The following is a 24,637-nucleotide window of genomic DNA, read 5'->3' on the forward strand; positions in this document are numbered from 1 at the left end:
CGAACGTTCGTTGGGCGTGGGGGGCAAGATGGGCGCCATGGCGAAGATAAGCAAAGGTGGGAACACTCCGGTACCGACCGCCGAGCTCCGTGCGGTCCTGACCTGGCGCGCGGCGGGAGCGCCCGACGTGGACGCGTCGGCGCTGTTGCTGAACGCCGCCGGCAAGGTGCGCGCGGAGACGGATTTCGTCTTCTACAACCAGCCCTCCGACGCCGCCGGCGCGGTCCGGCACGAGGGTAAGCGGCCCGCCGCCGACGGCATCGTCACCGACACGATCCAGGTGAACCTGGCCGCGATGCCGCCGGACGTCGAGCGGGTGGTGATCGGCGCGTCGGCCGATGGCGGCACGTTCGGGCAGGTGCCGGGCCTGGCGCTGCACGTGGTGTCCGCGCAGGGCGGTCCGATCGCCGAGTTCGACATCGACGAGGCGTCCACCGAGACGGCCTTCCTGTTCGGCGAGTTCTACCTGCGGGGCGGCGCCTGGAAGTTCCGCGCGGTCGGCCAGGGGTACGCGTCCGGACTGACCGGGCTGGCCACCGACTTCGGCATCGAGGTCGCCGCCGACGACACCCCGCCCGCGGCCTCCACGACTCCCGCGGCTCCAGCGGCTCCCGCCCGGCCGACTGCGCCCCCACCCGCGGCGCCCGCGGCCCCCGCGGTCAGCCTGAAGAAGCAGAACCTGGTCAACATGGAGAAGCGGCTCGCCGACGAGGGCCACCCGCAGCTCCTCAACCTGACCAAGCAGGCCGCGGTGAGCCTGGAGAAGCGCGGCCTCGGCGAGCACACCGCGCGGGTCGCGCTGTGCCTGGACATCTCGTATTCGATGCAGTCGCTGTTCAAGCGCGGCAAGGTGCAGGCGCTCGCCGAACGTGTGCTCTCGCTCGGCCTGCGCTTCGATGACAACGCGGCCGTGGACGTGTTCCTGTTCGGCTCCCGGGGCCACGCGGTCGGCCAACTCGGGCTGGGCGAGTACCACGGCTGGGCCGAGCGGATCCGCCAAAACCCCGGTCTGGAGGGCTCGACCGACTACGCCGGCGCGATGCGACTGGTCCGCGAGCACTACTTCGGCTCGAGCGGGCCACGTCACCAGCCGTTGGCGAACGACCTGCCCGTCTACGTCATGTTCATCACCGACGGCCAGACCACCTCGCGCGAGGCGACCCGCGAGCAGATCACCCACTCCAGCTTCGAGCCGATCTTCTGGCAGTTCATGGGCCTGGGTCGGCCGGGCGGCTTCTCGTTCCTGGAGGAGCTGGACGACCTGACCGGGCGCTACGTCGACAACGCCGACTTCTTCTCGGTGCAGGATCCGGCGAACGTCCCGGATGGTCAGCTCTACGAGATGATGACCAACGAGTACCCGGGCTGGCTCGCCCGCGCCAAGGCCCAGGGCCTACTGATCTGACCGGTCCGCATCCGACCGGTGCACATCCGACCGGTCCGCGCGATCGGCTTCGACGCGCTCCGGCTCCGACCGGACCGGCCGGTCCGAGCCGCCCCTCCGACCCGCCGGGTCCGGCCGTCCCGACCGCCCCGCTCCTCGCACCCACCGTGCGGGGAGCGCGGAGAGCACGTGCAGGGCGGCCTCCATCGGGCCCTTGCGCAGCGTGTGCCGCCAGATCCAGCACAACAGCAGCGTGCAGACGAAGAAGCCGATCAGCCGCTGCCAGTCCTGTCCTCCGGTGAGCGGGAACCAGCGGTCGATCACGATCAGGTGGACGGTGTACACGGTGAGCGCCATAGCGCCGACGGCGATCAGCGGGTCGAGCACGATCCGGCCGATCCAGGCGCGGCAGGCCAGCAGCGTGAGGCCGAGCACGGCGAGGGCGACGCCGATCGCGCCGACGATCTCGAACGGTGTGCCGGTGTGGCCCTCGGCGACGGTCAGCCACGCCGGGTCGTTCGCCGGGACCGAGCCGACCCGGCTGTGGAGCACCTCGTACACGCCGTACGGCTCCGCGACCCGCGCGAGCCGGTCGCCGGTGAACAGCTCGACCACGAGCCAGGATCCGCCGTACCCGAGCAGGGCGAGCCCGGTGCCGATCCCGACGAACGCGCGTTGCACGCCCCGGTCGGCCAGTCGCAGCCGGCCGACCGCCATCCCGGCGAACACGAACGGCAGCCACGTGATCGCCGGATAGCTGCCGGTCAGGAACAGCGTCTCGAACAGGTCGCCCGGACCGTGCCAGTCGTCGAATCCGGGGGCCCCGTACGGGATGCCGTCGGTGCCGCCGACCGCGCGCAGCGCGTACGAGACCATCGGCCCGAACACCGCCCAGCCGGTGGCGAGGAACACGAGCGCGCGGGTGCTCAACCACAGGGCGGGCCACGCGAGCAGGAAGTAAAGACCGTAGAAGGCCAGGATGACCAGCACGCCGGTGTCCAGGTCGGCCAGCCACATGCCGAGCGGGATCAGCAGTACGGCCCGGATCAGCACTCGGGTGACCGCGGCCGCGGAGTCGCGGCCGAGCCCGCGCAGCGGCGTTCGGCCGGACATCAGCACCAGCGAGACTCCGGCCAGGAACGCGAACAGCGCGGAGGCCCTACCGGTGGCCCCCTGGACGAGCGTGTCCACACCGCCGTCGTACGGGTCGGGTCCGACGTGCGACGCGAACATGCCCAGGACGGCGAGCGCGCGGGCGACGTCCACACCGACGATCCGGGCCCGTTTCCCTCCCGACCGCTCCGCCGACCGCTTCCCCGGCTCCCCCTGTTTCTCGCGCTCACCGCGCTCCTCGCGCTCCTCGCGCTCCTCGCGCTCACCGCGCTTCTCGTGATCCCCCGCCTCGGCCCGCATGCGTCCAGCGTAGGCGGGCCATCGAACTCTCGTCGGAACGGCGACGCGGCGCCGGACCGGGCACCCGGCCCGGCGCCGGACCGCTGTCCCACGCGGCATCCGACCGGGTATCCGGCCAGGCTCGGGACCGAGTCGCCGACGCGGGGTCGGCAAGCCCCGCCCCCCGCTATTCGGCCCCGTCCGACGCCTGCGGAGCCATCCGCGCGGACTCCCCGCCGCGGCGCCGCACGGCCATCATGGCTAGGGCGAGCGAGACGCAGCCGACGAACACGCTGACCACGACGGGCGTGGACAGGCCGTGCCGGACCGACGCGCCCGCCGCGCACTGGACCAGCGTCATCGGCAGCATGCCGAGCGCCGTCCCGATCACGAAGTGGCCGGTGCGTATCGCGGTCGCCGCCGCGCCGTAGCTGACCACCGAGGACGGGATCACCGGGATCATCCGCAGGATGGTGATCGGCACCAGGCCGTTGCGGGAGAGTCGGCGGTCGAGTTCGGCCAGGGCCTCGCGCTTGTGCAGCCAGCCACTGATCCGCTCCCGGCCGAGCCGACGTCCCAGGTACAGGCTGATCACCGCGCCCAGGGTGGCGCCGACCAGGGTGACCACCGTGCCGCCGATCGCGCCGAACAGGGCTCCCGCGACCGGCGCGAACAGCGACTTGGGCACGAGCGCGGCGACGCCCAGCGCGCAGACGACGGTGAAGATCGCCACCGAGACCGGCAGCGGCCAGTTCGTCCACGCGCCGTGGTCGAGGAAATCTCGCAGCGAGTCGAGCAAGCCCCGCACGGTGTCCAACCTGCGTCCGCCCCTCGTACCCATGTGGTGTGAATGCGCCGGATCCCGGTGTGCCGACCGATCCGCTCCGAACCGTCGGAGGCGCCGCCACGCCCGGTCACCCGGTCACGCGCGGGCCCCCTGGCGCGCATTCGGCCCATTGTACGGAGGGTTCGCGCTCCCCGCGCGGGGCCCGCCGGCGATGCGAACGATCATGAAACGCCCCCGAAACGATCATGGTGTGACGAAGCGGATCCGGATCCTCCGGGGCGAATCACTGGAGTCGGCGGGGCGTGCCGTGTTAGAAAACCTACTGACCACTAGGTTTTTGACGGAGGATCCATGACCGAGACCACCGCGACCGAGAACACCCCGGCCGAGATCACCGCGCGCACCCGCTTCCGCGCCGCGACCTGCCCCTACGAGGACGCGTCGCTGCCGATCGAGGAGCGGGTCGCGGACCTGCTCGGCCGGATGACGGTCGAGGAGAAGGCCGGTCTGATGTTCCAGACCATCGCGGTGATGGGCCCCCAGGGCAGGCTGCTGGACGACAAGGGCTTCCTGCCGTTCAACCACACGGTGCGGGAGATGATCCTCGAGAAGGGGATGAACCACTTCAACCTGCTCGGCGGTGGCCCGCCCGAGCACATCGCGCAGTGGCACAACCGGATCCAGGAGCTGGCGCTGGAGACCCGGCTGGGCATCCCGGTCACGCTGTCCACCGATCCCCGGCACCACTTCACCGACAACCCGGGCACCGCCGCGTACGCCGAGGGCTTCTCGCAGTACCCCGAGACGCTCGGCCTGGCCGCGATCAGCGACGAGGAACTGGTGCGCGAGTTCGCCGACCTCATGCGCCGCGAGTACCTCGCGGTGGGCATCCGACTCGCGCTGCACCCGCAGATCGACCTCGCCACCGAACCGCGCTGGTCGCGGATCAACGGCACGTTCGGCGAGGACGCCGAACTGACCGGCAGGCTGGTCGCCGCCTACATCCGGGGCGCGCAGGGCGAGACGTTGAACACCGAGTCCGTGGCCTGCATGACCAAACACTTCCCCGGCGGCGGCCCGCAGCTCGACGGCGAGGACCCGCACTTCCCGTACGGGCGCGAGCAGGTCTACCCGGGCGGCAACTTCGACTACCACCTGGAGCCGTTCGAGAAGGCGCTCGCGGCCGGGACCTCGCAGATGATGCCGTACTACGGCATGCCGATCGACACCGAGCACGAAGCCGTCGCGTTCGGCTTCAACAAGGGCGTCATCACCGGCCTGTTGCGCGAACGGCTGGGCTTCGACGGCATCGTGTGCACCGACTGGGGCCTGATCTCCGACGCGAACATCATGGGCCAGACCATGCCCGCACGGGCCTGGGGCGTCGAGCAGTTGTCGATTCCGGACCGCGTGTTGCGGGTGATCGAGGCCGGTTGCGACCAGTTCGGCGGCGAGGACATCCCCGAGCAGGTCGTCGCGCTGGTCCGGGCGGGCCGGCTCGACCAGGAGCGGCTGGACGCGTCGGTCCGGCGCCTGCTGCGCGAGAAGTTCGTCCTCGGCCTGTTCGACCACCCGTTCGTGGACCCCGCCGCCACCGCCGCGCTGGTGGGCACCGAAGCCGGTGTCGCGGCCGGGCTGCGCGCGCAGAGCAGGTCGATCACGGTGCTGGGGAACAAGCCGGTATCGGGGAACGGGCCGGTACTGCCGCTGGCCGAGGGCACGCGTGTGTACATCAACGGCCTGGACCCCGAGGTGGCGTCCGGCTATGCCACCGTGGTGGCCACGCCCGAGGAGGCGGACGTGGCGATCATTCGGATCAAGACCCCGTTCGAACCGCGCGAGGGTGGCTTCGAGCAGTTCTTCCACGCGGGCTCGCTGGAGTTCACCGAGGCCGAGCTGACCCCGATCCTGGACCTGTGCGCAACGGTGCCCACCGTGGTGGACATCTACCTGGAGCGCCCGGCGGTGATCCCGGAGATCGCCGAGCAGTCCGCCGCCCTGGTGGCGAACTACGGCTGCGCCGACGCGCCGCTCCTGGACGCGCTGTTCGGTCGGGTACGCCCCGAGGGCAGGCTGCCGTTCGAGTTGCCGCGCTCGATGGCCGACGTGCGGGCCCAGCGCTCGGACGTGCCCCGGGACGGCAAGGACCCGGTCTTCCCGTTCGGACACGGCCTGACGTACTGAAGTCCGCCCGACGCGGCGAAGTCCGTCCGATGTGCCGAAATCCACATCGGCGCACCGCTGCCGCTACCCTCTGCGGGTAGCGGCAGCGGTGCGCCGGGACCCGGTCCACGCACGTGTCCACGCACGTGGTGGACGCGCCCGACACGCACCGGTTCACCATTGCCGCCCGCGCCTGCTTAGGGTGCTGCCATGGGTAGCGAGCGGCGGGAGGACGTAGCCCTCTCCTTGCGCGCGACGGCCCGGGCACTGCGGGTCTATCGGCTCCGCGCCGTCGCGGCGACGGTGATCGGTGTGGCGAGCACCGGAGCGTGGTTCGCGATCCTGTCCACGGCCGACGACAACGGTGACGGGGCCTGGGGCGGCTGGGGCATGGTCCCGCTCGTGGTGGGTCTCACCGCCCTGGTGATCGGGATCGGCGCGCTGGTACTGGCCCGTCGAATGCGCCGCACGCTCTCCCGCCACCCGTGGGTGAACTGCTCGTGCCGCTTCCGCGACCCGGCCGACGGCGACGGCGCGTGGGGACCGCCGCTGGTGATCGGCGATCGGGCCGGCGACGGCACGCAGTACGCGCTGACCGTGGTGTCCATGTCGCACCGCTGGTGGCACCTGCACAAGTGCGACGGCGGCGACGTGTGGTTCGCGGGCGACCCCGCGCGCGGCGGCGTGGTCTCCCCGCCCGGCGGCGAACTCCTGCTCTGGACCCGGCCGAGTCGCCTCGGCCGCAGCAGCCGCCCCACCCGCCGGGCCAACCCCGCCGGCGCCTAGAGCGCGTCCCGGGGCGCCTCGCCCCGCCCGAATCGGCTCACTTCACCACCCGCAGGCTGATCGGGTACCGCATCACGTCGCCGCCCGCGGCCCGCGCGCCGCCGATGATGGCGCAGACCGCGATGGCCGAGTACATGACGCCGATCAGCAGGCCGCCGAAATCTCCGAGCAGCGCCAGGAGCGGGGCCAGCACGAACGACAGCAGGCAGGTCAACTGGAAGTTCAGCGCCGCCCGGGCGTTGTCCCGGACGAACTCCGAGCGGGCACCCGCGGTCCTGCGGATCAGGTACGGGCCGACCACGGGCGCGCAGAAGCCGCTCCAGTGCGCGGCGGCACTCCAGCCCCGTTCCGAACCCGGCCGTTCGGGCGGCCCGGGTGGTCGGTTCAGCCACCACTGCGGTGGTGGCCCGGTCTTGGTCCGAGGCATCGGCGGCATCGGCATCTGCATCGGCATCAACAGGTCGTCGAGCAGAGCCTCCAGGTCCGCCCGGGTGCGCCCCGCCAACGCCGAGGCCACCCGTTCCTCGAACTCGTCGGCGTTCAACCTGCCTTCGCCGTACGCGTACTTCAGGTGTTCGATCGTTCGTTCGCGATCCGCGTCGCCGACCCGCATGTGCGCGGGCATGCCGTACCAATGGGGTGGATGAGGACCGGAGTTCGGGTGCATGCGCGGCTCCTCTCGCTCTGCACACGGCTCCATACAGCATGCGCTGTGAACGAAGCGTGGTCCATCAGGGATAACCCTTGGCCCGACCCCGAGACAACAGCCGCAGGGATGAGTCCGTCGCGCCCCGCGGCCGGTCGCGACCGGTCAGAACAACCGGCGCAGCAGCCGCAGCGAGCGGGCCTCCAGGTGTACGGAGGTGCCCGCCTTGGCCGCGGGCCGGTCCCGGTCGAGCACCACCGTCGCGCTGTCCAGGACCGTCCCCCACGCCGCGCCGAACTCGGCCGGCGGCAGGGTGAAGTGCAGGTCACCCTCGTGCGCGTTGATCAACAGGAAGAACGAGTCGTCCCGGATGGGTTCGCCGCGCGGGCCCGGCTCGCCGATCGCGTCGCCGTTGAGGAAGACCGAGATCGCCTTGTTGAACCCGGCCTGCCAGTCCGCGTCGGTCATCGGCCGGCCGCCCGGCGCGAACCACACGATGTCGGCCAACGTCTGGCCGTCCACCGGCAGCCCGCGCAGGAAGCGCCGGCGGCGGAACACCGGATGCTCGCGGCGCAACCGGATCAGCATCTGCACCCATTCCAGGAACACCCAGTGCTCCCGGCCGCGTTCCCAGTCGACCCAGGAGACCTCGTTGTCCTGGCAGTAGGCGTTGTTGTTGCCGCCCTGGGTGCGGGCGATCTCGTCGCCGTGCAGCAGCATCGGCACGCCCTGGGACAACAGCAGCGTCGCGGCGATGTTGCGCTTGGTCTTCTCCCGCAGCGCGAGGACCTCGATGTCGGTGCTCTCGCCCTCGACGCCGCAGTTCCAGGAACGGTTGTGGTTCTCCCCGTCCCGGCCGTCCTCACCGTTGGCCTCGTTGCGCTTGTGCTCGTAGGAGACCAGGTCGTGCAGTGTGAACCCGTCGTGCGCGGTGACGAAGTTGACCGACGCGGTCGGTCGCCGGCCGTCGTGGCGGTACATGTCGCTGGAGCCGGTGAGCCGGGCGGCGAAGTCCGGCAACACGCCGGGCTCGCCCCGCCACAGGTCGCGCACGGTGTCGCGGTAGCGGCCGTTCCATTCGGTCCACAGCGGCGGGAAGTTGCCCACCTGGTAGCCCTCGTCGCCGACATCCCAGGGCTCGGCGATCAGTTTGACCCGGCTGACCACCGGGTCCTGCTGGACCAGGTCGAAGAACGCGGAGAGCTTGTCCACCTCGTAGAACTGTCGGGCCAACGCCGCCGCGAGGTCGAAGCGGAAGCCGTCCACGTGCATGTCGATGACCCAGTAGCGCAGCGAGTCCATGATCATCTGGAGTACGTGCGGGTGCGACATGCGCAGCGAGTTGCCGGTGCCGGTGGTGTCCCAGTAGTAGCGCGGATCCTGTTCGGACAGCCGGTAGTAGGCGCTGTTGTCGATGCCGCGGAAGCCCAGCGTCGGGCCCAGGTGGTTGCCTTCCGCGGTGTGGTTGTAGACCACGTCGAGGATCACCTCGATACCGGCCTGATGCAGGCATTTCACCAGATAGCGGAACTCCTGCACCTGTTGGCCCAGCGAGCCGGTCGAGGAGTAGGCGGCGTGCGGCGCGAAGAAGCCGATCGTGTTGTAGCCCCAGTAGTTGCTCAGTCCCCGGGAGACCAGGTGCCCGTCGTTGACGAACTGGTGCACGGGCATCAGCTCGACCGCGGTGACCCCCAGCGACCGGAAGTAGTCGATCATCCTCGGGTGCGCCATGCCCGCGTAGGTGCCGCGGATCTCCTCCGGGATGTCGGGATGACGCATCGTCAGCCCTCGCACGTGCGCCTCGTAGATCACCGTGTCGTGGTACTCGTGCCCGGGCCGGTGGTCGTCGCCCCAGTCGAAGTACGGGTTGACCACGACCGAGGTCATCATGTGCGGCGCCGAGTCGGTCTCGTCGATTTGCTCCGGGTCGCCGAACCGGTACCCGAACACCGGTTGGCCCCAGTGGATGTCGCCGTCGAACGCCTTGCCGTACGGATCCAGGAGCAGCTTGGCCGGGTTGCAGCGGATCCCCCGGCGCGGCTCCCACGGTCCGTGGACGCGGTAGCCGTAGCGCTGACCGGGTTGCAGGCCCGGCAGGTATCCGTGCCAGATGCCACCGTCCACCTCGCGCAGCGGCACACGTTCCTCGTGTCCGTTGCCGTCGATCAAGGACAGGTCGACGCCGGTGGCGACATCGCTGTACAGGGCGAAGTTGACGCCCGTTCCGTCGTAGGAGGCACCCAGGGGAAACGGGTGTCCGGGCCACAGCGTCATCGAGGCACTCCCTTCGCAGCCGGGACCGGCTTGTCGGCAAACCTGCCCGGCGCGGGGCGCGGGAACCGTTCCGATGCCCGCTCCGTCACATCGCCATGCGAATCCACGACCGTTCCACGCGCGGGGCCGGGGCCCTGCCGATATTCGTGCTGACGGCGGGACTCGTCGTCAGCGGTTGCACGTCGTCCGGCGGTTCGAAGCCGGATCCCGCGCGCACGCCCGTGTTGTCGGGCGAGCCGATGCGGCTCACCGCGTTCGACTCGTGCGGCGCCTTGGTCGACGACTTCCGCGCGGCGGCGCTGCGCCGGATGACCCAGGAGCGCGACAACGACTCGAAGTCCGGCCGGATCCCGCCCGGGGCGGTGGCGAACGCCGAGGAGGCACCGGCCGCCGCGCCCAGGGCAGCGGCGCCGGAGGGCCTCACCGCCGACAAGGCGGCGCCGACCGCGCCCGAGCACTCGACCACCAACACCCAGGAGCAGGGCGTCGACGAGCCCGACCTGGTCAAGACCGACGGCCGCCGGGTGTTGACCGTGGCCGGCGGGCGGCTGAACGTCGTCGACGTGGCGACCCACCGGGTCACCGGGACACTGGACGTGCCCGGCGCGCGGGCGACCGACCTGCTGCTGTCCGGCGACCGGGCCCTGCTCATCCTGGGCGGCACCACGAACCTGCCCAAGTCCAAGGGCGGTTCGGGCAAGATGGCGCCGATCCCGGGCGATCCGGGCGGCTCCTCCGCCATCGTCCCGGGCAACCGGGCCCGCTTCGTGCTGGTGGACCTGACCGCGGCGCCGCGGCTGATCGGCGACCTTTCGGTGGACGGCGGCTACGTCGACGGGCGGCAGATCGGCAGTACCGCGCGGATCGTGGTGCGTTCGCAACCGCGGCTGAAGCTGCCCGCGGACAGGTCGCCGGCCAAGGCCAAGGATCTGATCCAGCGCTCGACCGCCTCGGACTGGCTGCCGCAGTTCACCCTCGCCGCGGGCGGCCGGACCGATTCCGGCAACCTCGTCGGCTGCGACCGGGTCAGCCGTCCGCAGGCCAAGCCCGGCGATCCCGGGCACACCGGCACCGCGACGCTGAGCGTGTTGTCCTTCGACCTGACCCGCGATCTGGACAAGGGCGATCCGGTGACGGTGGCCGCGGACGTGGACCACGTGTACGCGTCGCAGGCCAACCTCTACCTGGCGACCACGTCCACCCAACGAAGCGTGTCGAGCGAGTCGAAGGTGGTCGGCGGCGGGCCGCCGACCACGACGACCACGATCAACCAGCTCGACATCTCCGGCAAGGGCACCCCGAAGCTGGTCGGCACGGGGGTGGTCTCCGGCTCGATGGTCAACGAGTACGCGATGTCCGAACACGCGGGCAATCTGCGGGTGGCCACCACGCTGTCGGCCGGCGACCCGACGATCCCCCGGAGCGCGCCGAGCGATCTGCCGCTGCCGCGGGGCAACGCCGGCACGAGCGGCGCGATTCCGGATCGCGGTGTCCCGGGCAGTACACCGGGCGCCATCGCCCCGAGCGACCCCACCGACGCCGGGCCGAACCCTCCCTTGGACGTGCAGCCGCCGATCGCGCCGCGCTCCGCGAGCGAATCGGTGGTCACCGTGCTGGCTCGCAGCGGCGACCGGCTGAACCCGATCGGCCGGGTGGGCGGCCTGGGCCGGACCGAGCGGATCATGGGCGTGCGCTTCGCGGGCCCGATCGCGTACGTGGTCACCTTCCGGCAGACCGACCCGCTGTACACCCTCGACCTGAGCGACCCGCGCAACCCCAAGGCGGTCGGCGAGCTCAAGATCAACGGCTACTCGGCCTACCTGCATCCGATCGCCGACGGGCGGCTGATCGGGGTCGGCCAGGACGCCACCGACACCGGCCGGCGGCTGGGCACCCAGGTGTCCCTGTTCGACGTGAGCACGTTGGCGAATCCGACCCGGGTCGCGCAGGTCGCGGTACCGGGGGCGAACTCGCAGGCCGAGCAGGACGCGCACGCGTTCCTGTACTGGCCCAAGGACGGCACCGTCGTGGTGCCGGTGAACGGTTCGTACAGCTCCTCCACCCGGCCGCAGATCGCGCCGGGTGAGAAGTCCCCGATGGCCGGCGGCTCGTTCGCGCTGGTGTTGCGGATCGAGGGCAGTCGGATCGTCGAGGTGGGTCGGGTCACGCACCCGGGCTCGACCATCCGTCGCTCGCTGGTGGTCGGCACCGAACTGTGGACCGTCTCGAACGCGGGGATCTCCGTCGACCGGCTCGCCGACGTGCGGCAGGTGGCCTGGATCCCGACCGCCTGAGCGTCCCGCGCGGCGTCCGGGCGGGCCGGTCTGGTATACCCGGGAGAGCTGATCTGACAGACCATCAGAAACGACCGGGAGCGCATATGGCGGCCACCGTCTTCACCGACCTCCAGCAGATCAAGGACTCGGTGGGCAAGCACCTCGGCCACAGCGAGTGGCTGGAGATCACCCAGGAGCGGATCAACCTGTTCGCCGACGCGACCGGCGACCACCAGTGGATCCACGTGGACGTGGAGAAGGCGAAGGAGGGCCCGTTCGGCGCGCCGATCGCGCACGGCTACCTGACCCTGGCGCTGTCCAACCTCTTCCTGCCGCAGATCCTCGAGGTGCGCAACATCTCGATGGGCGTGAACTACGGCGTGGACAAGGTGCGCTTCCCGGCACCGGTCCCGGTGGGTTCGCGGGTACGCGGCGGCGCGGAGATCGTGGCGGTGGCCGACATCACCGGCGGCATCCAGGCGACCATCCGGATCACCATCGAGATCGCCGACTCGGCGAAGCCGGCGTGCGTGATCGACTCGATCAGCCGCTACCTGGCCTGAGCGCGGGGCGGGTGCGGCGCGACTCGGCACAGCCCGAGCCAAGCCGCACCCGGTGTCGGCGAACGTGTGTCCGCGCGGGTGTCCGCGAACGCCGGACGGGTCCGCATCCCGGTCCGTCCGGCGTCGGCACGGCTACGCCCGCGGTTCGATCACCACGCAGCGGGTGCGGCTGTAGATGGTCGGCATGCACTTGTTGCAATGGATGCACAACGACCTGGTCTCGCGTTCGGCCGCGATCCGGTTGATCAGGTCCGGCTCACGCAGCACCGCGCGGCCCATCGCGACGAACTCGAAGCCCTCGGTCATCGCGAGGTCCATCGTGTCCCGGTTGGTGATCCCGCCGAGCAGGATCAGCGGCAGCTTCAGCTCGGCTCGGAACTGCCGTGCGGAGGCGAGCAGATAGGCCTCCTCGTACGGGTACGAGCGCAGGATCTTGTTGCCGATCAGTTTGACCCCGAGCCGCTGCGGCTGCGGGAAGGTCGCGGCGAACTCGGGCACCGGGGCGTCGCCGCGGAAGAGGTACATCGGGTTGAGCAGCGAGCTGCCGGCGGTCAGCTCCAGCGCGTCCAGCGAGCCGTCCTCCTCCAGCAGGCGGGCGGTGCGGATGCTCTCCTCCAATTGGATGCCGCCCGGGACGCCGTCCTCCATGTTGAGCTTGGCGGTCACCGCGATCCGGTCGCCGACCGCGTCCCGCACCGCCCGGCACACACCGCGCGCGACCTTGGCCCGGTTGGCGAGCGATCCGCCGTAGGCGTCCTTGCGGTGGTTGAGCTTGGGGCTGAGGAAGGCGCTGGCGAAATAGTTGTGGCCGAGGTGGATCTCCACCGCGTCGAAGCCGGACTCGATCGCGATCAGCGCGGCGTCGGCGTGCGCGCGGGTGATCCGGTCGATGTCGGCCTCGGTCGCGGCGCGCGTGACGCGCATGCCGAGCGGGTTGAACATCCGCCCCGCGGACAGCGCGGGTCGGCCGTTGGACTTGGCGTTGGCCACCGGGCCGGCGTGGCCGAGCTGGGCCGAGACCGCCGCGCCCTCGGCGTGCACCGCGTCGGTGAGCCGGCGCAGTCCGGGCACCGCCTCGGGGCGCATCCAGATCTGGTGCCGGTCGGTGCGGCCCTCGGGGGCGACCGCGCAGTAGGCCACGGTGGTCATCCCGATGCCGCCCGCGGCCGGGCGGCGGTGGTACTCGATCAGGTCGTCGGTGACCAGCGCGTCCGGAGTCGCTCCCTCGAAGGTCGCGGCCTTGATGATCCGGTTGCGCAGCGTGAGCGGGCCGAGTTTGGCGGGGGCGAGGACGTCGGGTATCACGGGGCACCTCGTTCTGTGCGTGCGGTCCGGGACGGACCGGGCGTGGACGGGCCGGGCGTGGACGGGTCGGCGGCGCGCGGGGCGTCGAGGCCGGCGGTGACGAAGCCGGCCACGGCCGCGGCGGCGGGCGGCGCGACGAACACGTCCGCCACGGGTTGGCCGTAGAGCTGGAGCAACAGGTCGAAGGCGAGCCGCCAGCGGTCCGTGATCTCCCGGGCGCTCAGGTCCGGGCGCGCCGCGGCCAGCAGTTCGCGCCAGGGTCCGTGCCGGAACCACGGGTCGTCCCAGGGCAGTTCGGTCCCGGAAAGCACGGTGCGGGCGAGCAGTTGGAGCAACATCGGCCCGTTCGGCTCGCGGGCCAGCCGGTCGAACGGCTCGACGATGATGGTGACCACTTCGCCGACCGTGGGCGTCCACCCGGCCGCGCGGGCGCGGTCCAACTCGGCCAGCGGCTCGGCCCACAACGGCCCGAGGCGCTCCTGCAGCAGCGCCACCACCAGGTCCCGTTTGGAGCCGAAGTGGTAGTGCACGGCGGCCGGATTCATCCCGGCGGCGGCGTTCACCGCCCGGACGGAGACCTTGTCGTAGCCCTGGGTGAGAAAGAGCCGTTCGGCCTCGTCGAGCAGCCGGGCCCGCGATCGCGCTGTCACGGCAGGCACGAAACCACGAAGCGCCGGCATTTTCAATCACTGATTGAATCGGCGATCGAAAACGCAGCCACCGGGAAGCGGCGCGCGTGCGGGCCGACCGGCCGGTCGGGCGCGCTGGTCGGTGGGCGAATGGGCGGCGGATCGCGCACGTCGCCGGCCCGCCTGCTCACTCCAGCGGCACCACCAGAACCGGGCAGTGCGCGTGTTCGATCGCGGTGGCCGCGACATGGCCGACCCAGTGCCGCAGTGGGCCTCGGCGGTGCCGGACCCCGACCACCGCCAGCGCACTGCCCACCGAGGCCTCCACCAGCGTCCCGGCCGCGTCGGCCATGACCGAATCCGCACGCACCTCGACATCGGGAAAGCGCGCCCGCGACTGCCCCAGCGCACCCGCCAGCGCGGTCGCGTGCACCTCGGAGACCGCGCGCATGTCCGCGTCGCTGGGACCGGCGAGGCCGGCGTAGCCGGGCCAACTCCACGCGTGCACCGCGTGCACCGGCAGGCCCCACGCCCGAGCCGCCTCGAACGCGGCCCGTACCGCCCGCTCGTCACCGTCGCCCTGCACGCCGAGCAGCACATCGGTCCCGCCCGGACCGGTCCCGGCCGGCGCCCCGTGCTCGCCGCGCACGATCAGCAGCGGGCACGGCGTCCGCGCGGTCAGGAAGCGGGAGACCGAGCCGAGCAGCAGGCCGGCGAACCCGCCTCGGCCCCGCGATCCCGCGACCAGCAGAACCGCGCCCTCGGCCGCCGCGAGCAGCGCGTCCCCGGGCAGGCCGTAGCCGACCCCGGCCTCCACGGCCAGGTCCGGATGGCGCCGCAGCGCCGCCGCCGCCGCGTCCTTGACCAGTTCCTCGGCCGCCCGGCGGGTGGCCTCGTTCGGTTCCACCGGCTCGAAGCCGGGGGTGGCCATCGGCACCCGGATCGCGTGCACCACGCGCAGCCGCGCACCGCACCGGGCGGCCGCCTCGGCGGCCCGGGCCACCGCCCGGTCGCCGTGTTCCGAGCCGTCCGTGCCCACGACCACCAGCGGCGTCTCGACCGCGTCCGGGTTCGCCATGCCTGCCTCCACTACGTCCTCGTTCGGCGCCGCGCCCTCGTCCGGCGGACGAACCCTGGTCCGGTCCGACGCCGGTTCGTCCGGCCTCATACGGCGAAGACCGGCCCGGCGGACCTGCCGCCGAGCCGGTTTCCGGTGACCGCCGCGATCAGAAGTTCAGGTTGCTCAGCAGGTTCGCGACGCTCTTCCCGCTGCTGTGGATGCTCGGCGCGATCGAGGTACTGGCGAGATAGAACCCGAGCAACGCGCACACGATCGCGTGCGGGATTCGCATGCCGCCCTTGCGGATGAAGATGAACACGATGACGCCGAGCAGGACGACGGTGGAGATGGACAAGGCCATGGGGGTGACTCCTCGGGAGGGCGCGCTCGGGAGCGCAGGGGACGGAACGGCCGCACCGTTTTCGGGACAGCGCGAGACGAGTGCCGGTGGGACTGCGGCATTTGTGTGCTTTGTCACCGGCACAAAAACTAACAGAAAGTGTCTATAAAGTAGCAAAATGTCACGCTTTCGCACGGTGAGTCGCGCTCCGTAACCGCGCGCCCGGCGTGTCGACGGCGCGTCCGGTACCGCGCCCGCGGGTCGAGGCCCGGTCGACGGCGTGACCGAGGCGTCCCGGGTGTCCCGGCCCATCGGTCCCGCGAGCGCGCCCGCCGCGACATTCCCGCGGCAACGCCCCGATCGCTCTTCCCGACCCACCCGAGCCGTGGAATTCTGACCGCGCCCGCGCCGCCCGTCAGCACCACTGCCGGAAGGTCAGCCCGTGCCCGAAAAGATCGACAGCGCCGTCCCGAACGCCACCGCGTTCGACGTCTACAGCCCCGACAGCTACGCGGCGGGCATCCCGCACGCCACGTTCGCCCGAATGCGCCGCACCGCGCCCGTGTACCGCCACGCCGATCCCGAACGGCCGGACGGCTTCTGGGCCGTCACCCGGCACGCCGACGTGGTCCGGGTGTCGCGGAACCCGGAGATCTTCTCGTCGCGCGAGCGGCTGTCGCTGCTCGGCGAACCCGAGGGGGACATGCTCGACACCCAGCGACTGATGATGCTCAACATGGATCCGCCGGAGCACTCTCGGCTGCGCAACATCGTCAACAAGGGCTTCACCCCGCGCAGCACGCTGACCCTGGAGGACAAGGTCCGCGACGCCTGCGAACGCATCGTGGCGAACGCCGTCGACACCGGCGAGGGCGACTTCGTGGCGATGTGCGCGGCCGAACTGCCGCTCGTGGTGATCGCCGACCTGATGGGTGTGCCCCAGGTCGACCGGCATCGACTGTTCGAATGGTCGAACAAGCTGGTCGGCGAGGCGGACCCGGACCTGCGCCGGGACGCGGGCGAGGCCGAGCAGGTGCAGATGGAGATGTTCGGCTACGCGGACGCGCTGGGCGCGGCCCGGCGCGCGTGTCCCGTGGACGACATCGTGTCCAAGCTGGTGTGCCCCGACCGCGACGGTCAGGAGCTGACCGCGCTCGAGTTCGATCTGTTCTTCATGCTGCTCGCCGTGGCCGGCAACGAGACCACCCGCAACGCGATTTCCGGTGGCATGCTGGCGCTGATCGAGCACCCCGAGCAGTGGGAGCGGCTGCGCGCCGACCCGGCCGGCCTGGCCGGCACCGCCGCCGACGAGATCGTCCGCTGGGTCAGCCCGGTCAACGCGTTCAAGCGCACGGCGGTACAGGACACCGAACTGAGCGGGCAGCCGATCGCGGCGGGCGACAAGGTGGTGGTCTTCTACGCCTCCGCCAACCACGACGAGGACGTCTTCGCCGACCCCTATCGCCTGGACATCGGGCGCGATCCGAACCCGATGCTCGGCTTCGGGGGCGGCGGCCCGCACTTCTGCCTCGGCCGGCACCTGGCCCGGCTCGAACTGGAGATCATCTTCCGCACCCTCGCGGAGCGGGTCGAGCGGGTGGAATCACTCGGCCCGGCGCGGCGGATGCGCTCCAACTTCCTCAACGGCATCAAGGACATGCCGGTCCGGATCCACCCGGCCTGAGCACGCCGCGGCCGGCCCGACCAGTGGTCGGGCCGGCCGCGCGCACCGCGAACACGGCCCGATCAGGTCGTGGGCACCTCGATGTCGGTCTCCAGTCGGCGGCGCTCCCGCAGCCCCTGGGTGATCGGGTGCCCGTCGCCGAGCTTGCGCCGACACGCGCGCTCGACCCGGACGAACCACTCGCGGGACTCGTCCGCCAGACCGATCTCGCCCAGACTCTGCACCCGGTTGCAGGCCGCGACCAGGGTGTGCGGGTGGTCCGCGCCGAGCAGCACCTCGTACCGCTCGTAGGTCACCCGGTCCAGCTCGGCACACTCGTTCGTCTCGCCCGCCTGGTACAGGTTGTTCGAGTGGTTGAGCGCCGCAGCGAGCGTGAACGGGTGCTCCTCGCCCAGCGATTCGCGCAGGCCCTCGTGGCACCTGCGGCCCAGCGTCATCGCCTCCTCGTGCCGACCGATCGCCCGCAGGTAGGTCGAGAGGTTGCTGCCGCAGCCGTAGGTGAACGGGTGCTGCGCGCCGAACTGCTCGCGGTAGCCCTGGTAGGCGTCCTGGGCGAGTTCGAGCGCCTGGTCGTCGTTGCCCATCGCGTGGTGGTCGGCCGCGAGGTTGACCGCGCAGGCCAGCATGTCGGGATGGGTGGGGCTGAGGTAGGAGCGGTACTTCTCCAGCGTGTCGCTGTCCAGGGACCGGGCGTAGCGCGCGTCCCCGGTCTGGCGAATGGTCACCGCGAGGTTCTTCGAGGTGCGCAGCGCGTCCCGGGTGCGGCCGATCGCCTCCTCGCGGGCCAGCGTCGCCTGCAACACCGCCCGCGAGCCCGGATAGTCGCCCAGTTCACGCAGGTCCTGGCCGACCTGGTTGGCCAGGTAGCAGGTCCTGGGGTGGTCCTCGCCCTGGTTGCGCCGACGCAGGTCGTACGCCGCCTGGTGCACCTCGCGTGCCTCCTCCAGCCGGCCCATCAGGCGCAGCGAGACACCGAGGTTGTTGGCCGCGAGCAGGGCGTCGTTGGTGTCCTCGCCGAAGACCTCGCTGAATCGCCGGTAGTTGTCCCGGTCGGATTCCAGCGCGGTCTGGAAACGACCGAGCGAGCGCAGGTCGCCGCCGTAGCCGCGCCCGGTGATCAGGGTGTGCGGGTGATCCGGGCCGAGCGTCTCGCGCTGCAGCTCCAGGGTGGACCGGTCCAGGTCGTACGCCTTGCGGTAACGCCCCTGGGACCGGTAGACGTTCGCCAACTGCGTACACATCCGCAGCGTCAGCGCGTCGTGCCGGCTGAACGCCGCCCGCCAGCGGTCCAACGCGATCTCGGCGATGTACTGGGCGAACTCCCAGTCGTTGGACCGCCAGGCGAAACGCACCTGTTCGACGATCCAGCGGCGTACGGCCTCCGAGTTGCTCTCCAGCGCACGCGAGGGCACCAGGTGCTTGTAGAGCTCGTCGTAGATCTCCTGGTTGCCCGGGTCGTCCACGTCGCCGGGGGCGCTCGCGGCCAGGATCTCCAGGGCCCGCTCCCGGCGCGCCTGGTTCACGTCCGGCGGCATCTGGTCGCGCAGTACGGCCTGGACCAGCCGGTGCACCTGGATGGTGTCCGCGCCCCGGTCCACCCTGGCCAGCGCGTACCGGCCGAGCTGCTGGAAGATCCTGGGCAACAGCAGGGTGTCGCCGAGCGAGCTGTCCACCTGGGCCAGCTCACGCAGCACCTCGCGCGAGCGCAGCAGGCGCATCGAGATCGAGTCCGGCGACAGGTACGCGCACAGCTCCAGCAGGCGCACCGCGGCCGGCTGGCGCTCCTTGAGTTCGTCGAGCGAGACGGTCCAGGTCGCGGCGGCCGTGGTCGGGTAGTCAGGCGGCTGGCCCTCCTCCAGGATCGCGGTGACGCGCGTGTTGACCCGCTCCAGGTATTCCTCGACCTGCATCGCCGACTCGGCGAGCCAGGCACCGGCCTGTTCGACCGCCAGCGGCAGGTCGCCCAGCGCGGTGGCCACCTTCTGCGCGTCCGCCTCGGTGAGCGTGGGCACCCGGCGCTGGAGCAGCGCGACGCTCTCGTCCCGGCGGAAGACCGGGACCTCCAACGGGCGGGCGCTGCGCGCCCACAGGTCGTTGCGCGAGGTGACCAGGACGTGTCCGTTGACGCTGCCCTGGGGCATCAGGTCGGCCAGCGAAGCGGGCTCGTCGGCGTTGTCGTAGATCAACAGCCAGCGGTCGTACGGCTCGCCCTGTTGCAGGGTCTGCAACACCGTGGCCGTCGCGTCCGCGACGTTCTCGCCGGTGGGCAGGTCCAGTCGGCCGCCGAGCCGGGCGAGTTGGGCGGCGACGCCCTGGGCCTGCTCGGCGGAGACCCACCAGATGACGTCGTAGTCCGCGGCGAAACGGTGCGCGTACTCGAGCGCGACCTGGGTCTTGCCGACACCGCCCAGGCCGTGCAGCGCCTGGGGCAGTACGGCCGTGGCGCCCTTGGCGAGCTGGTCGCGCAGGCGTTCGAGAATGTCGTCGCGGCCGGTGAACGCCGAGTGCCGGGGCAGCAGGTAGGACACCTTCGGCTTGGTGCCGGGGAACCTGGGGCCGTCCGCGGGCGGTGCCTCCGAGGAGGGTCGGCCGAACGCGGTCAGCAGCGCGTCCCGGCAGCTCTCCTCGGACAGCGAGGACAACATGACCGTCTCGCCCACCCCCGGGTCGCTGTCGAGCACGTCGTCCACCCGCAGCGTGACCACGCTCATCCGGTCGACCGCCGCGAGCCGGCGCAGCGCCGTGCGCATCGCGCTCCAGGTCGGGCTGCTCAGCGAGTCCGCCGAGGAGACCACCACGATGCTGTCCACGTCGCGCAGCTTCTCCAGCGGCGTGTCGCAACCACCGGTGCCGACCACCTGGGCGCCCGAGGCGGTCAGTTGGGCCCGCACCCAGTCGACCCACATCCGGTCCCGGGCGCTGTAGAGGATCCGCACGGTCACCGGGGCGGTGTAGCGGATGCGCTCGAAGCGGCGCAGTTCGCGGCGGCGGTCGACCTCTTCGATCGGGTTGAGCCGGCTGATCGCGCCGTCGGTGAGCACGCCGGTCAGCCGCTCGTACGCGCTCAGCAGGCTGCCTTCCTGCAGCGGTCGGTCGCCCAGCGTGGCCAGGGTCTCCTCGTAGGCGTAGAACGCCTTGTACGGGATCTCCACCTCGCCCCAGTACTTGGCCCGTTCGGCCTCGGATCGATCCGCGACGAATTCCGCGAAGCGCTCGCGGGCGTGGTCGCGGCCGGCTTCGAGCTTGTCCTTCTCGTCGTCCTCGACGCGCATCGGCACGGGCAGGATGCGCAGCGGGCGATCGGCCTGTCGGGCGATCGAGCGGGCCACGTTGACGCCGCCGTCGATGGCCTGTTCGTTCAGGGTGAAGCCGTCCACCACGACGTCGGGCAGCAGCGTGGTGCAGATCCCGGCGATGTCGTTGAGGCCGGTACGGCTGTCGATCAGCGCGTAGTCGTAGGACTCGCGCATGTCCTCCCGCAGCGCGTCCAGGAAGCCGATGCCGTGCGGGCTCTCGCAGAAGTCGGCCCAGTTGAAGCCGGCCAGCGTGGCGGCGTACTCGTGGTTCTGTCGGCCCGGACCGAGGAAGCGGATCAGGCCGTCGTCGGGGAAGTCCCGGTCGACCTTGACCGCGCAGCCGTCCACCCGGCTCTCCGCGATCCGGGCTGCCTCGATCATCGCGTCCGTGCTCGCGTCGGAGCCGACCACCTTGGCGAACGCGCGGATCATGTCGAGCACGCCGCGCGTGTCCTCGAGCCGCTTGTCGATCAGGTAGGGGTGGAAGTAGCGGTGCAGGCCCGGTGATTCGAGATCCCAGTCCACGACGAGCACGCGCTTGCCTCGGGAGGCCAGGATCCAGGCGACGTTGGCGAGGGCCATCGTGCGCCCGGTGCCGCCCTTGTACGAGTAGAACGTGACGACGGTTCCCGGCGGGTTGTCGCTCATCGTTTCAGTGCTCCTCAACATCGCCACCGGGTCCCCACAGCAACGGGCGGCGAGGGTTGTGTCGGGCCGTGATCCAACGGGGTCGGGCGGGCAGGTCCGAGCCGGTGCGCGCGTGCGGCGGCAGGGTCCGGGCGGCGGTCGCGAACGGCGCGGAGCCGGCGGCCGAGACCCGCGCGGCGGGGCTCGGCCGGGTGCGCACGGTCGGGAAGAGTTCGCGCGCCTCGGCCGGTGGCAGCGGGCGCAGCGGGACGCGGTTGACCTCGACCACCACGCGGGCCAACTCGGCGATCAGGCGCAGGTAGTCGGCCGAGTGGCCCTCCAGCCGCATCAGGTCGAACAGGCCCTGGCGGGCGTAGATCGGACCGAAGTCGTCGTCGGCGCCCAGATCGGGGGTCGGGTGCTCGCCGGGGTGGGGCTCGGTGGCCCGCCAGCGCACGGTGACCATCGCGTCCAGGTGTTCGCCGGTGCGGACCCGGTGGCCGCGCACCCGCTCGGCCATCACCGCCCATTCGCGCATGGCGTCGGGATCGGCGAGGTAGTCGGGCGATGCCAGTACCACGGCCGCGGGAACCGAACACGCGGCCGACGCGTCTGGTGGGGCGCCCGGATCACGATCGCCGCAGGGTGACAGCAGTCCGCGCGCGCCGTTGCGACCGGACGCGTGAGCGGAGACGGCCTGTTCGAGGTCGGCGTGGAAGCGCTCGACGTAGGCACGCTCGTCCCCGCACGACCGACTCGTGAAGAAGACTGGTGTCATCTCGACCCCTGGTGTCGGCGCTTGGTCGCGACGCGCGGTGGATTGCCCTCCCCGACCGTCACTCGTTGTTCCCAGGCTACCCGAGTCCATCACTCGAAGTTACTCCTCGTTACATCAGGTAATCTCATGTTCATCTCTCGTTTCGTGTCGCTCCACTCGTGCCGACTGCCCGCTCACCGGGGTCGCACCGCCTCGATCGCCATTGCGTTCGACCCACGCCCGACGGCCCGATCGCACCCGTTCGGCCGCGTGTCGTGCCGCCTCGGCGGGTACGTCCTCGTGCCACCACGATGCGACGGTGTCCGCCATGGCCCGCACCACCCGTTCGCCGTCCGGGGTCAGTTCGCCCGACCCGCGCAGCGTGTCGATCGCCTCGGCGACGTGCGCGCGGTGCACCGCGAACTCGGCCTGTGCCCGATCCTGCTCCTCCTTGTCCGCGATCTGCCGGCGAACCCGCCAGAAATCCGCGATCCCCAGATGCGCGTAAGCACCCTGCAACAACGCCCCCACCGGTCGGGGATCCAACCGCCAGGGCGCCCGGTACCGGACCGCCGAGCGCACCGAGAGATTCGTGATGTCCTGTATCGCGCCGAGCTTGTTGTGCTGGAACTCGTGAACCAGGGTGACGGCCAGCGTGGTCGGACCCACCTCGGGCGTGAGCGCCAAGCCGCCGAACGCGTACCGAGACGAGGAACTGAAGCTGACTCCCGGCCCGCCGACGACCGGAACCAGCGTGGACAGCGCCGCCGTCATGGCACCCGCGTAGGCTCGGTGAGAGTGTGCCAGCTCACCCCACGCGGACGCGAAATTCCTTTGCAGCGAAGATACTTGGCGTGCGCTCAACCGGGCGGTCGGTTGCCAGCGGTGCACGTCCCGATAGGGATCGACGTCCTCGATGGCCAAGGACGCGGTCAGGCCGGCGGCGGTTGCGGAACACCTGCGGTTGACCTGTCGGCGGGCCACCGGGCGCCCGCCCGTCGACCAGTGCCGTCCGGCCAGCGCGATCCGCCCCGGGTCGCCGGCCACCCGCACCCGGCCCAACGTGGGCAGGTGGGCCCAGCCGCCGACGGTGTGCAGTTCGACCCGGCCGGGCGGGCCGTGCTCGGGGTCGGCGCGCAGCGCGGCGGCGGCGGCGATCGCCCCCAGGTGGCCCAGGAGTCGATCCAGTTCGGCGGGCGACGCGTCGGGGTCGGCGCCACCCAGTCGCAGCAGGCAGCGCATCGCCCAGGCACCGGTGTAGGGGTGCATCAGCACCGTCCTGGCCGCGTCCGGCGCGGTGCGCTGCACGTGCGCGAGCAGGTCGAGGGCGTCGGTCAGGCGCGCGGTGCGCGCGTGCGGCAAGCGCTCACGGGCGGTGGCCACGACCGCGTACACCTGGAGCAGCCGGCGGCTCTCCTGCGCCCGGGCCAGCGCGGACACCGCCTCGAAGTCGCCGTGCCCGGCGGCGAGTCGGTCGAAGGCGGCCCCACCGAGCCGATGGGTGCCGATCATCCGCGCCTCCCCGACCCGGCCACCAGGGCCCGCACGTCGGCCCGCACCCGCGCACCGACGTGGTCGATCAGCGCGCGCAGGTCGGCGCAGTACACGGACGGGTTGTCGAAGCCGTTGTCCGGGCGATACCGGTGCGCCCGCAGCCCGCCGCCACAGGTGCGCACCACCGGGCAGCGCCGACACGTCGCGCTCAGCCCGGCCGCGCCGGCTCCCGCGCGGGCGTACGCCGGCGCGGCGAGCACCGTCGCCGGGTCGTGGCGGAAGACGTCCAGACCGGTCGCCGCCGCTCCGTCGTAGGCGGCCTTGAGCGAGTCCTCGCGCTCGAACGTGCCGTCGGTCTCGATCACCACCGAACCCGGCGGCCCCAGACCCAGGATCTCGCTCTGTACCGCCCGGCCCAGGATCAGATCCACCAGGTCCTCCAGGATCCGTACGCGCGTCTCGCGCACCGGGGCCCGATACCAGCGGTCGAAGACCGCGATCAGCCAGCGCGCGTAGGGGGTTTCGTCCGCTCCGGCACCGGGGGGCGGGAACTCCCAGGTGGCGTGCGGCAGGAGCAGGTCGATCATCGGCGGCGCGTGCGAGAGCAGTTCCTCGTAGGTGGCCACCGGGTCGTTGCGCAGGTCGATCGTGCACAACAGGCCGCCGTACAGGGGTCGGTAGCGCTCGGTGCGCAGCAGGGCGACGGCCCGCACCGCCTCGGCGTGGCTGCCGCGCCCGTCGGCGTGCAGGCGGTGTCGGTCGTGGGCGCGCGCGTCGCCGTCCAACGAGACGCCGACCCGGATCCGGTGCTCCGACAACACCTCGGCGCACCGCTCGTCCAACCGGACGCCGTTGGTCTGCATGGTGAACCGCAGTTCGGCCACGCCCGCCACCGCGGCGCGCAGGTCGCGCGCGATGGCGTCGATCCGCTCCGGTCCGGCGAGCAGCGGTTCGCCGCCGTGCAGCACGATGTCCAGGACCGGCAGGCCGAACCGGCGCGCGTGCGCGCGCAGTCGGCCGCCGAGCGCGTCCACGGTGCCGGCGGCGATCACCCGGGGGCGGTCCCGCCAACTCCGATCCCGGAGTTCGTACACATAACAGTGATCGCACGCGAGGTCGCAGCGGGAGGCGATCTTGACCACGAATTGTCGAAACGGCGTCGCTTCGCTCATCG

The 24,637-nt window shown here is 71.4% G+C and carries 18 protein-coding genes; 6 read left to right on the forward strand and 12 right to left on the reverse strand.

From position 1 onward, the window contains the following. The first annotated feature begins 37 nt into the window (after nucleotides 1–37). Complete coding sequence (locus tag ACIBSV_RS05355) at nucleotides 38–1,405, forward strand: VWA domain-containing protein (RefSeq protein ID WP_395859629.1); 1,368 nt, start codon at nucleotides 38–40, stop codon at nucleotides 1,403–1,405. On the opposite strand, the gene ACIBSV_RS05360 is transcribed toward ACIBSV_RS05355, so the two are convergent. Both ACIBSV_RS05360 and ACIBSV_RS05365 read right to left on the reverse strand, forming a co-directional pair. After that, nucleotides 1,394–2,797: a DUF418 domain-containing protein gene (locus ACIBSV_RS05360; RefSeq protein WP_395859630.1), complete on the reverse strand. Its 1,404-nt coding sequence runs from the start codon at nucleotides 2,795–2,797 to the stop codon at nucleotides 1,394–1,396. The genes ACIBSV_RS05355 and ACIBSV_RS05360 overlap by 12 nt on opposite strands. Before the next feature lie 166 nt (nucleotides 2,798–2,963). After that, complete coding sequence (locus ACIBSV_RS05365; RefSeq protein ID WP_395859631.1) at nucleotides 2,964–3,617, reverse strand: TVP38/TMEM64 family protein; 654 nt, start codon at nucleotides 3,615–3,617, stop codon at nucleotides 2,964–2,966. Nucleotides 3,618–3,914: 297 nt separating this feature from the next. On the opposite strand from ACIBSV_RS05365, the gene ACIBSV_RS05370 reads away from it, so the two are divergent. Both ACIBSV_RS05370 and ACIBSV_RS05375 read left to right on the forward strand, forming a co-directional pair. After that, nucleotides 3,915–5,747: a glycoside hydrolase family 3 protein gene (locus tag ACIBSV_RS05370; RefSeq protein WP_395859632.1), complete on the forward strand. Its 1,833-nt coding sequence runs from the start codon at nucleotides 3,915–3,917 to the stop codon at nucleotides 5,745–5,747. 189 nt (nucleotides 5,748–5,936) lie between these two features. Then, nucleotides 5,937–6,512, forward strand: coding sequence for a hypothetical protein (locus ACIBSV_RS05375; protein WP_395859633.1), 576 nt, complete (start codon nucleotides 5,937–5,939; stop codon nucleotides 6,510–6,512). Between the two features lie 37 nt (nucleotides 6,513–6,549). Here the strand turns inward: ACIBSV_RS05375 and ACIBSV_RS05380 are convergent, their stop codons facing one another. Together ACIBSV_RS05380 and glgX are read right to left on the reverse strand one after the other, a co-directional pair. Then, a complete protein-coding gene (locus tag ACIBSV_RS05380) occupies nucleotides 6,550–7,179 on the reverse strand; it encodes a DUF1707 and DUF4870 domain-containing protein (protein WP_395859634.1) in 630 nt (209 codons plus the stop codon). A 144-nt stretch (nucleotides 7,180–7,323) separates the two neighbouring features. Next, nucleotides 7,324–9,432, reverse strand: a complete 2,109-nt coding sequence (gene glgX, locus ACIBSV_RS05385) for a glycogen debranching protein GlgX (protein WP_395859635.1) — start codon at nucleotides 9,430–9,432, stop codon at nucleotides 7,324–7,326. A gap of 95 nt (nucleotides 9,433–9,527) precedes the next feature. Here glgX and ACIBSV_RS05390 point away from each other — a divergent pair, with 95 nt between their 5' ends. Both ACIBSV_RS05390 and ACIBSV_RS05395 read left to right on the forward strand, forming a co-directional pair. After that, on the forward strand, nucleotides 9,528–11,726 hold the full coding sequence (locus ACIBSV_RS05390; RefSeq protein WP_395859636.1) for a beta-propeller domain-containing protein: 2,199 nt from the start codon (nucleotides 9,528–9,530) through the stop codon (nucleotides 11,724–11,726). An 86-nt stretch (nucleotides 11,727–11,812) separates the two neighbouring features. Continuing rightward, nucleotides 11,813–12,271, forward strand: coding sequence for a MaoC family dehydratase (locus ACIBSV_RS05395; RefSeq protein WP_395859637.1), 459 nt, complete (start codon nucleotides 11,813–11,815; stop codon nucleotides 12,269–12,271). A 132-nt stretch (nucleotides 12,272–12,403) separates the two neighbouring features. Here the strand turns inward: ACIBSV_RS05395 and ACIBSV_RS05400 are convergent, their stop codons facing one another. The 4 genes from ACIBSV_RS05400 to ACIBSV_RS05415 form a co-directional block, all read right to left on the reverse strand. Then, nucleotides 12,404–13,576: an NADH:flavin oxidoreductase gene (locus ACIBSV_RS05400; protein WP_395859638.1), complete on the reverse strand. Its 1,173-nt coding sequence runs from the start codon at nucleotides 13,574–13,576 to the stop codon at nucleotides 12,404–12,406. Next, nucleotides 13,573–14,226 carry a TetR/AcrR family transcriptional regulator gene (locus ACIBSV_RS05405; protein WP_395859639.1) on the reverse strand — a complete coding sequence of 218 codons (654 nt, stop codon included), beginning with the start codon at nucleotides 14,224–14,226 and terminating at the stop codon, nucleotides 13,573–13,575. The genes ACIBSV_RS05400 and ACIBSV_RS05405 overlap by 4 nt, the downstream gene beginning before the upstream one ends. Nucleotides 14,227–14,392: 166 nt before the next feature. After that, on the reverse strand, nucleotides 14,393–15,283 hold the full coding sequence (locus ACIBSV_RS05410) for a universal stress protein (protein WP_395859640.1): 891 nt from the start codon (nucleotides 15,281–15,283) through the stop codon (nucleotides 14,393–14,395). Between the two features lie 148 nt (nucleotides 15,284–15,431). After that, nucleotides 15,432–15,626, reverse strand: a complete 195-nt coding sequence (locus ACIBSV_RS05415) for a DUF2304 domain-containing protein (RefSeq protein ID WP_126639508.1) — start codon at nucleotides 15,624–15,626, stop codon at nucleotides 15,432–15,434. 421 nt (nucleotides 15,627–16,047) lie between these two features. Here ACIBSV_RS05415 and ACIBSV_RS05420 point away from each other — a divergent pair, with 421 nt between their 5' ends. Continuing rightward, nucleotides 16,048–17,289, forward strand: a complete 1,242-nt coding sequence (locus ACIBSV_RS05420; protein WP_395859641.1) for a cytochrome P450 — start codon at nucleotides 16,048–16,050, stop codon at nucleotides 17,287–17,289. A gap of 62 nt (nucleotides 17,290–17,351) precedes the next feature. Here ACIBSV_RS05420 and fxsT read toward each other — a convergent pair whose 3' ends face one another. The 4 genes from fxsT to ACIBSV_RS05440 all read right to left on the reverse strand — a co-directional run bounded on the left by fxsT (nucleotide 17,352) and on the right by ACIBSV_RS05440 (nucleotide 24,635). Beyond that, nucleotides 17,352–21,233 (reverse strand): FxSxx-COOH system tetratricopeptide repeat protein, encoded by a 3,882-nt coding sequence (fxsT, locus tag ACIBSV_RS05425; protein WP_395859642.1) that lies wholly within the window; start codon nucleotides 21,231–21,233, stop codon nucleotides 17,352–17,354. 4 nt (nucleotides 21,234–21,237) lie between these two features. Next, nucleotides 21,238–21,990 (reverse strand): hypothetical protein, encoded by a 753-nt coding sequence (locus tag ACIBSV_RS05430; RefSeq protein WP_395859643.1) that lies wholly within the window; start codon nucleotides 21,988–21,990, stop codon nucleotides 21,238–21,240. Between the two features lie 114 nt (nucleotides 21,991–22,104). Then, nucleotides 22,105–23,481 (reverse strand): HEXXH motif domain-containing protein, encoded by a 1,377-nt coding sequence (locus ACIBSV_RS05435; protein ID WP_395859644.1) that lies wholly within the window; start codon nucleotides 23,479–23,481, stop codon nucleotides 22,105–22,107. Next, nucleotides 23,478–24,635: an FxsB family cyclophane-forming radical SAM/SPASM peptide maturase gene (locus ACIBSV_RS05440; protein ID WP_395859645.1), complete on the reverse strand. Its 1,158-nt coding sequence runs from the start codon at nucleotides 24,633–24,635 to the stop codon at nucleotides 23,478–23,480. Before ACIBSV_RS05440 ends, ACIBSV_RS05435 begins: the two co-directional genes overlap by 4 nt. Nucleotides 24,636–24,637: the final 2 nt, after the last annotated feature.

The organism is Embleya sp. NPDC050154, from assembly GCF_044460165.1.
Classification (GTDB): Bacteria; Actinomycetota; Actinomycetes; order Streptomycetales; family Streptomycetaceae; genus Embleya.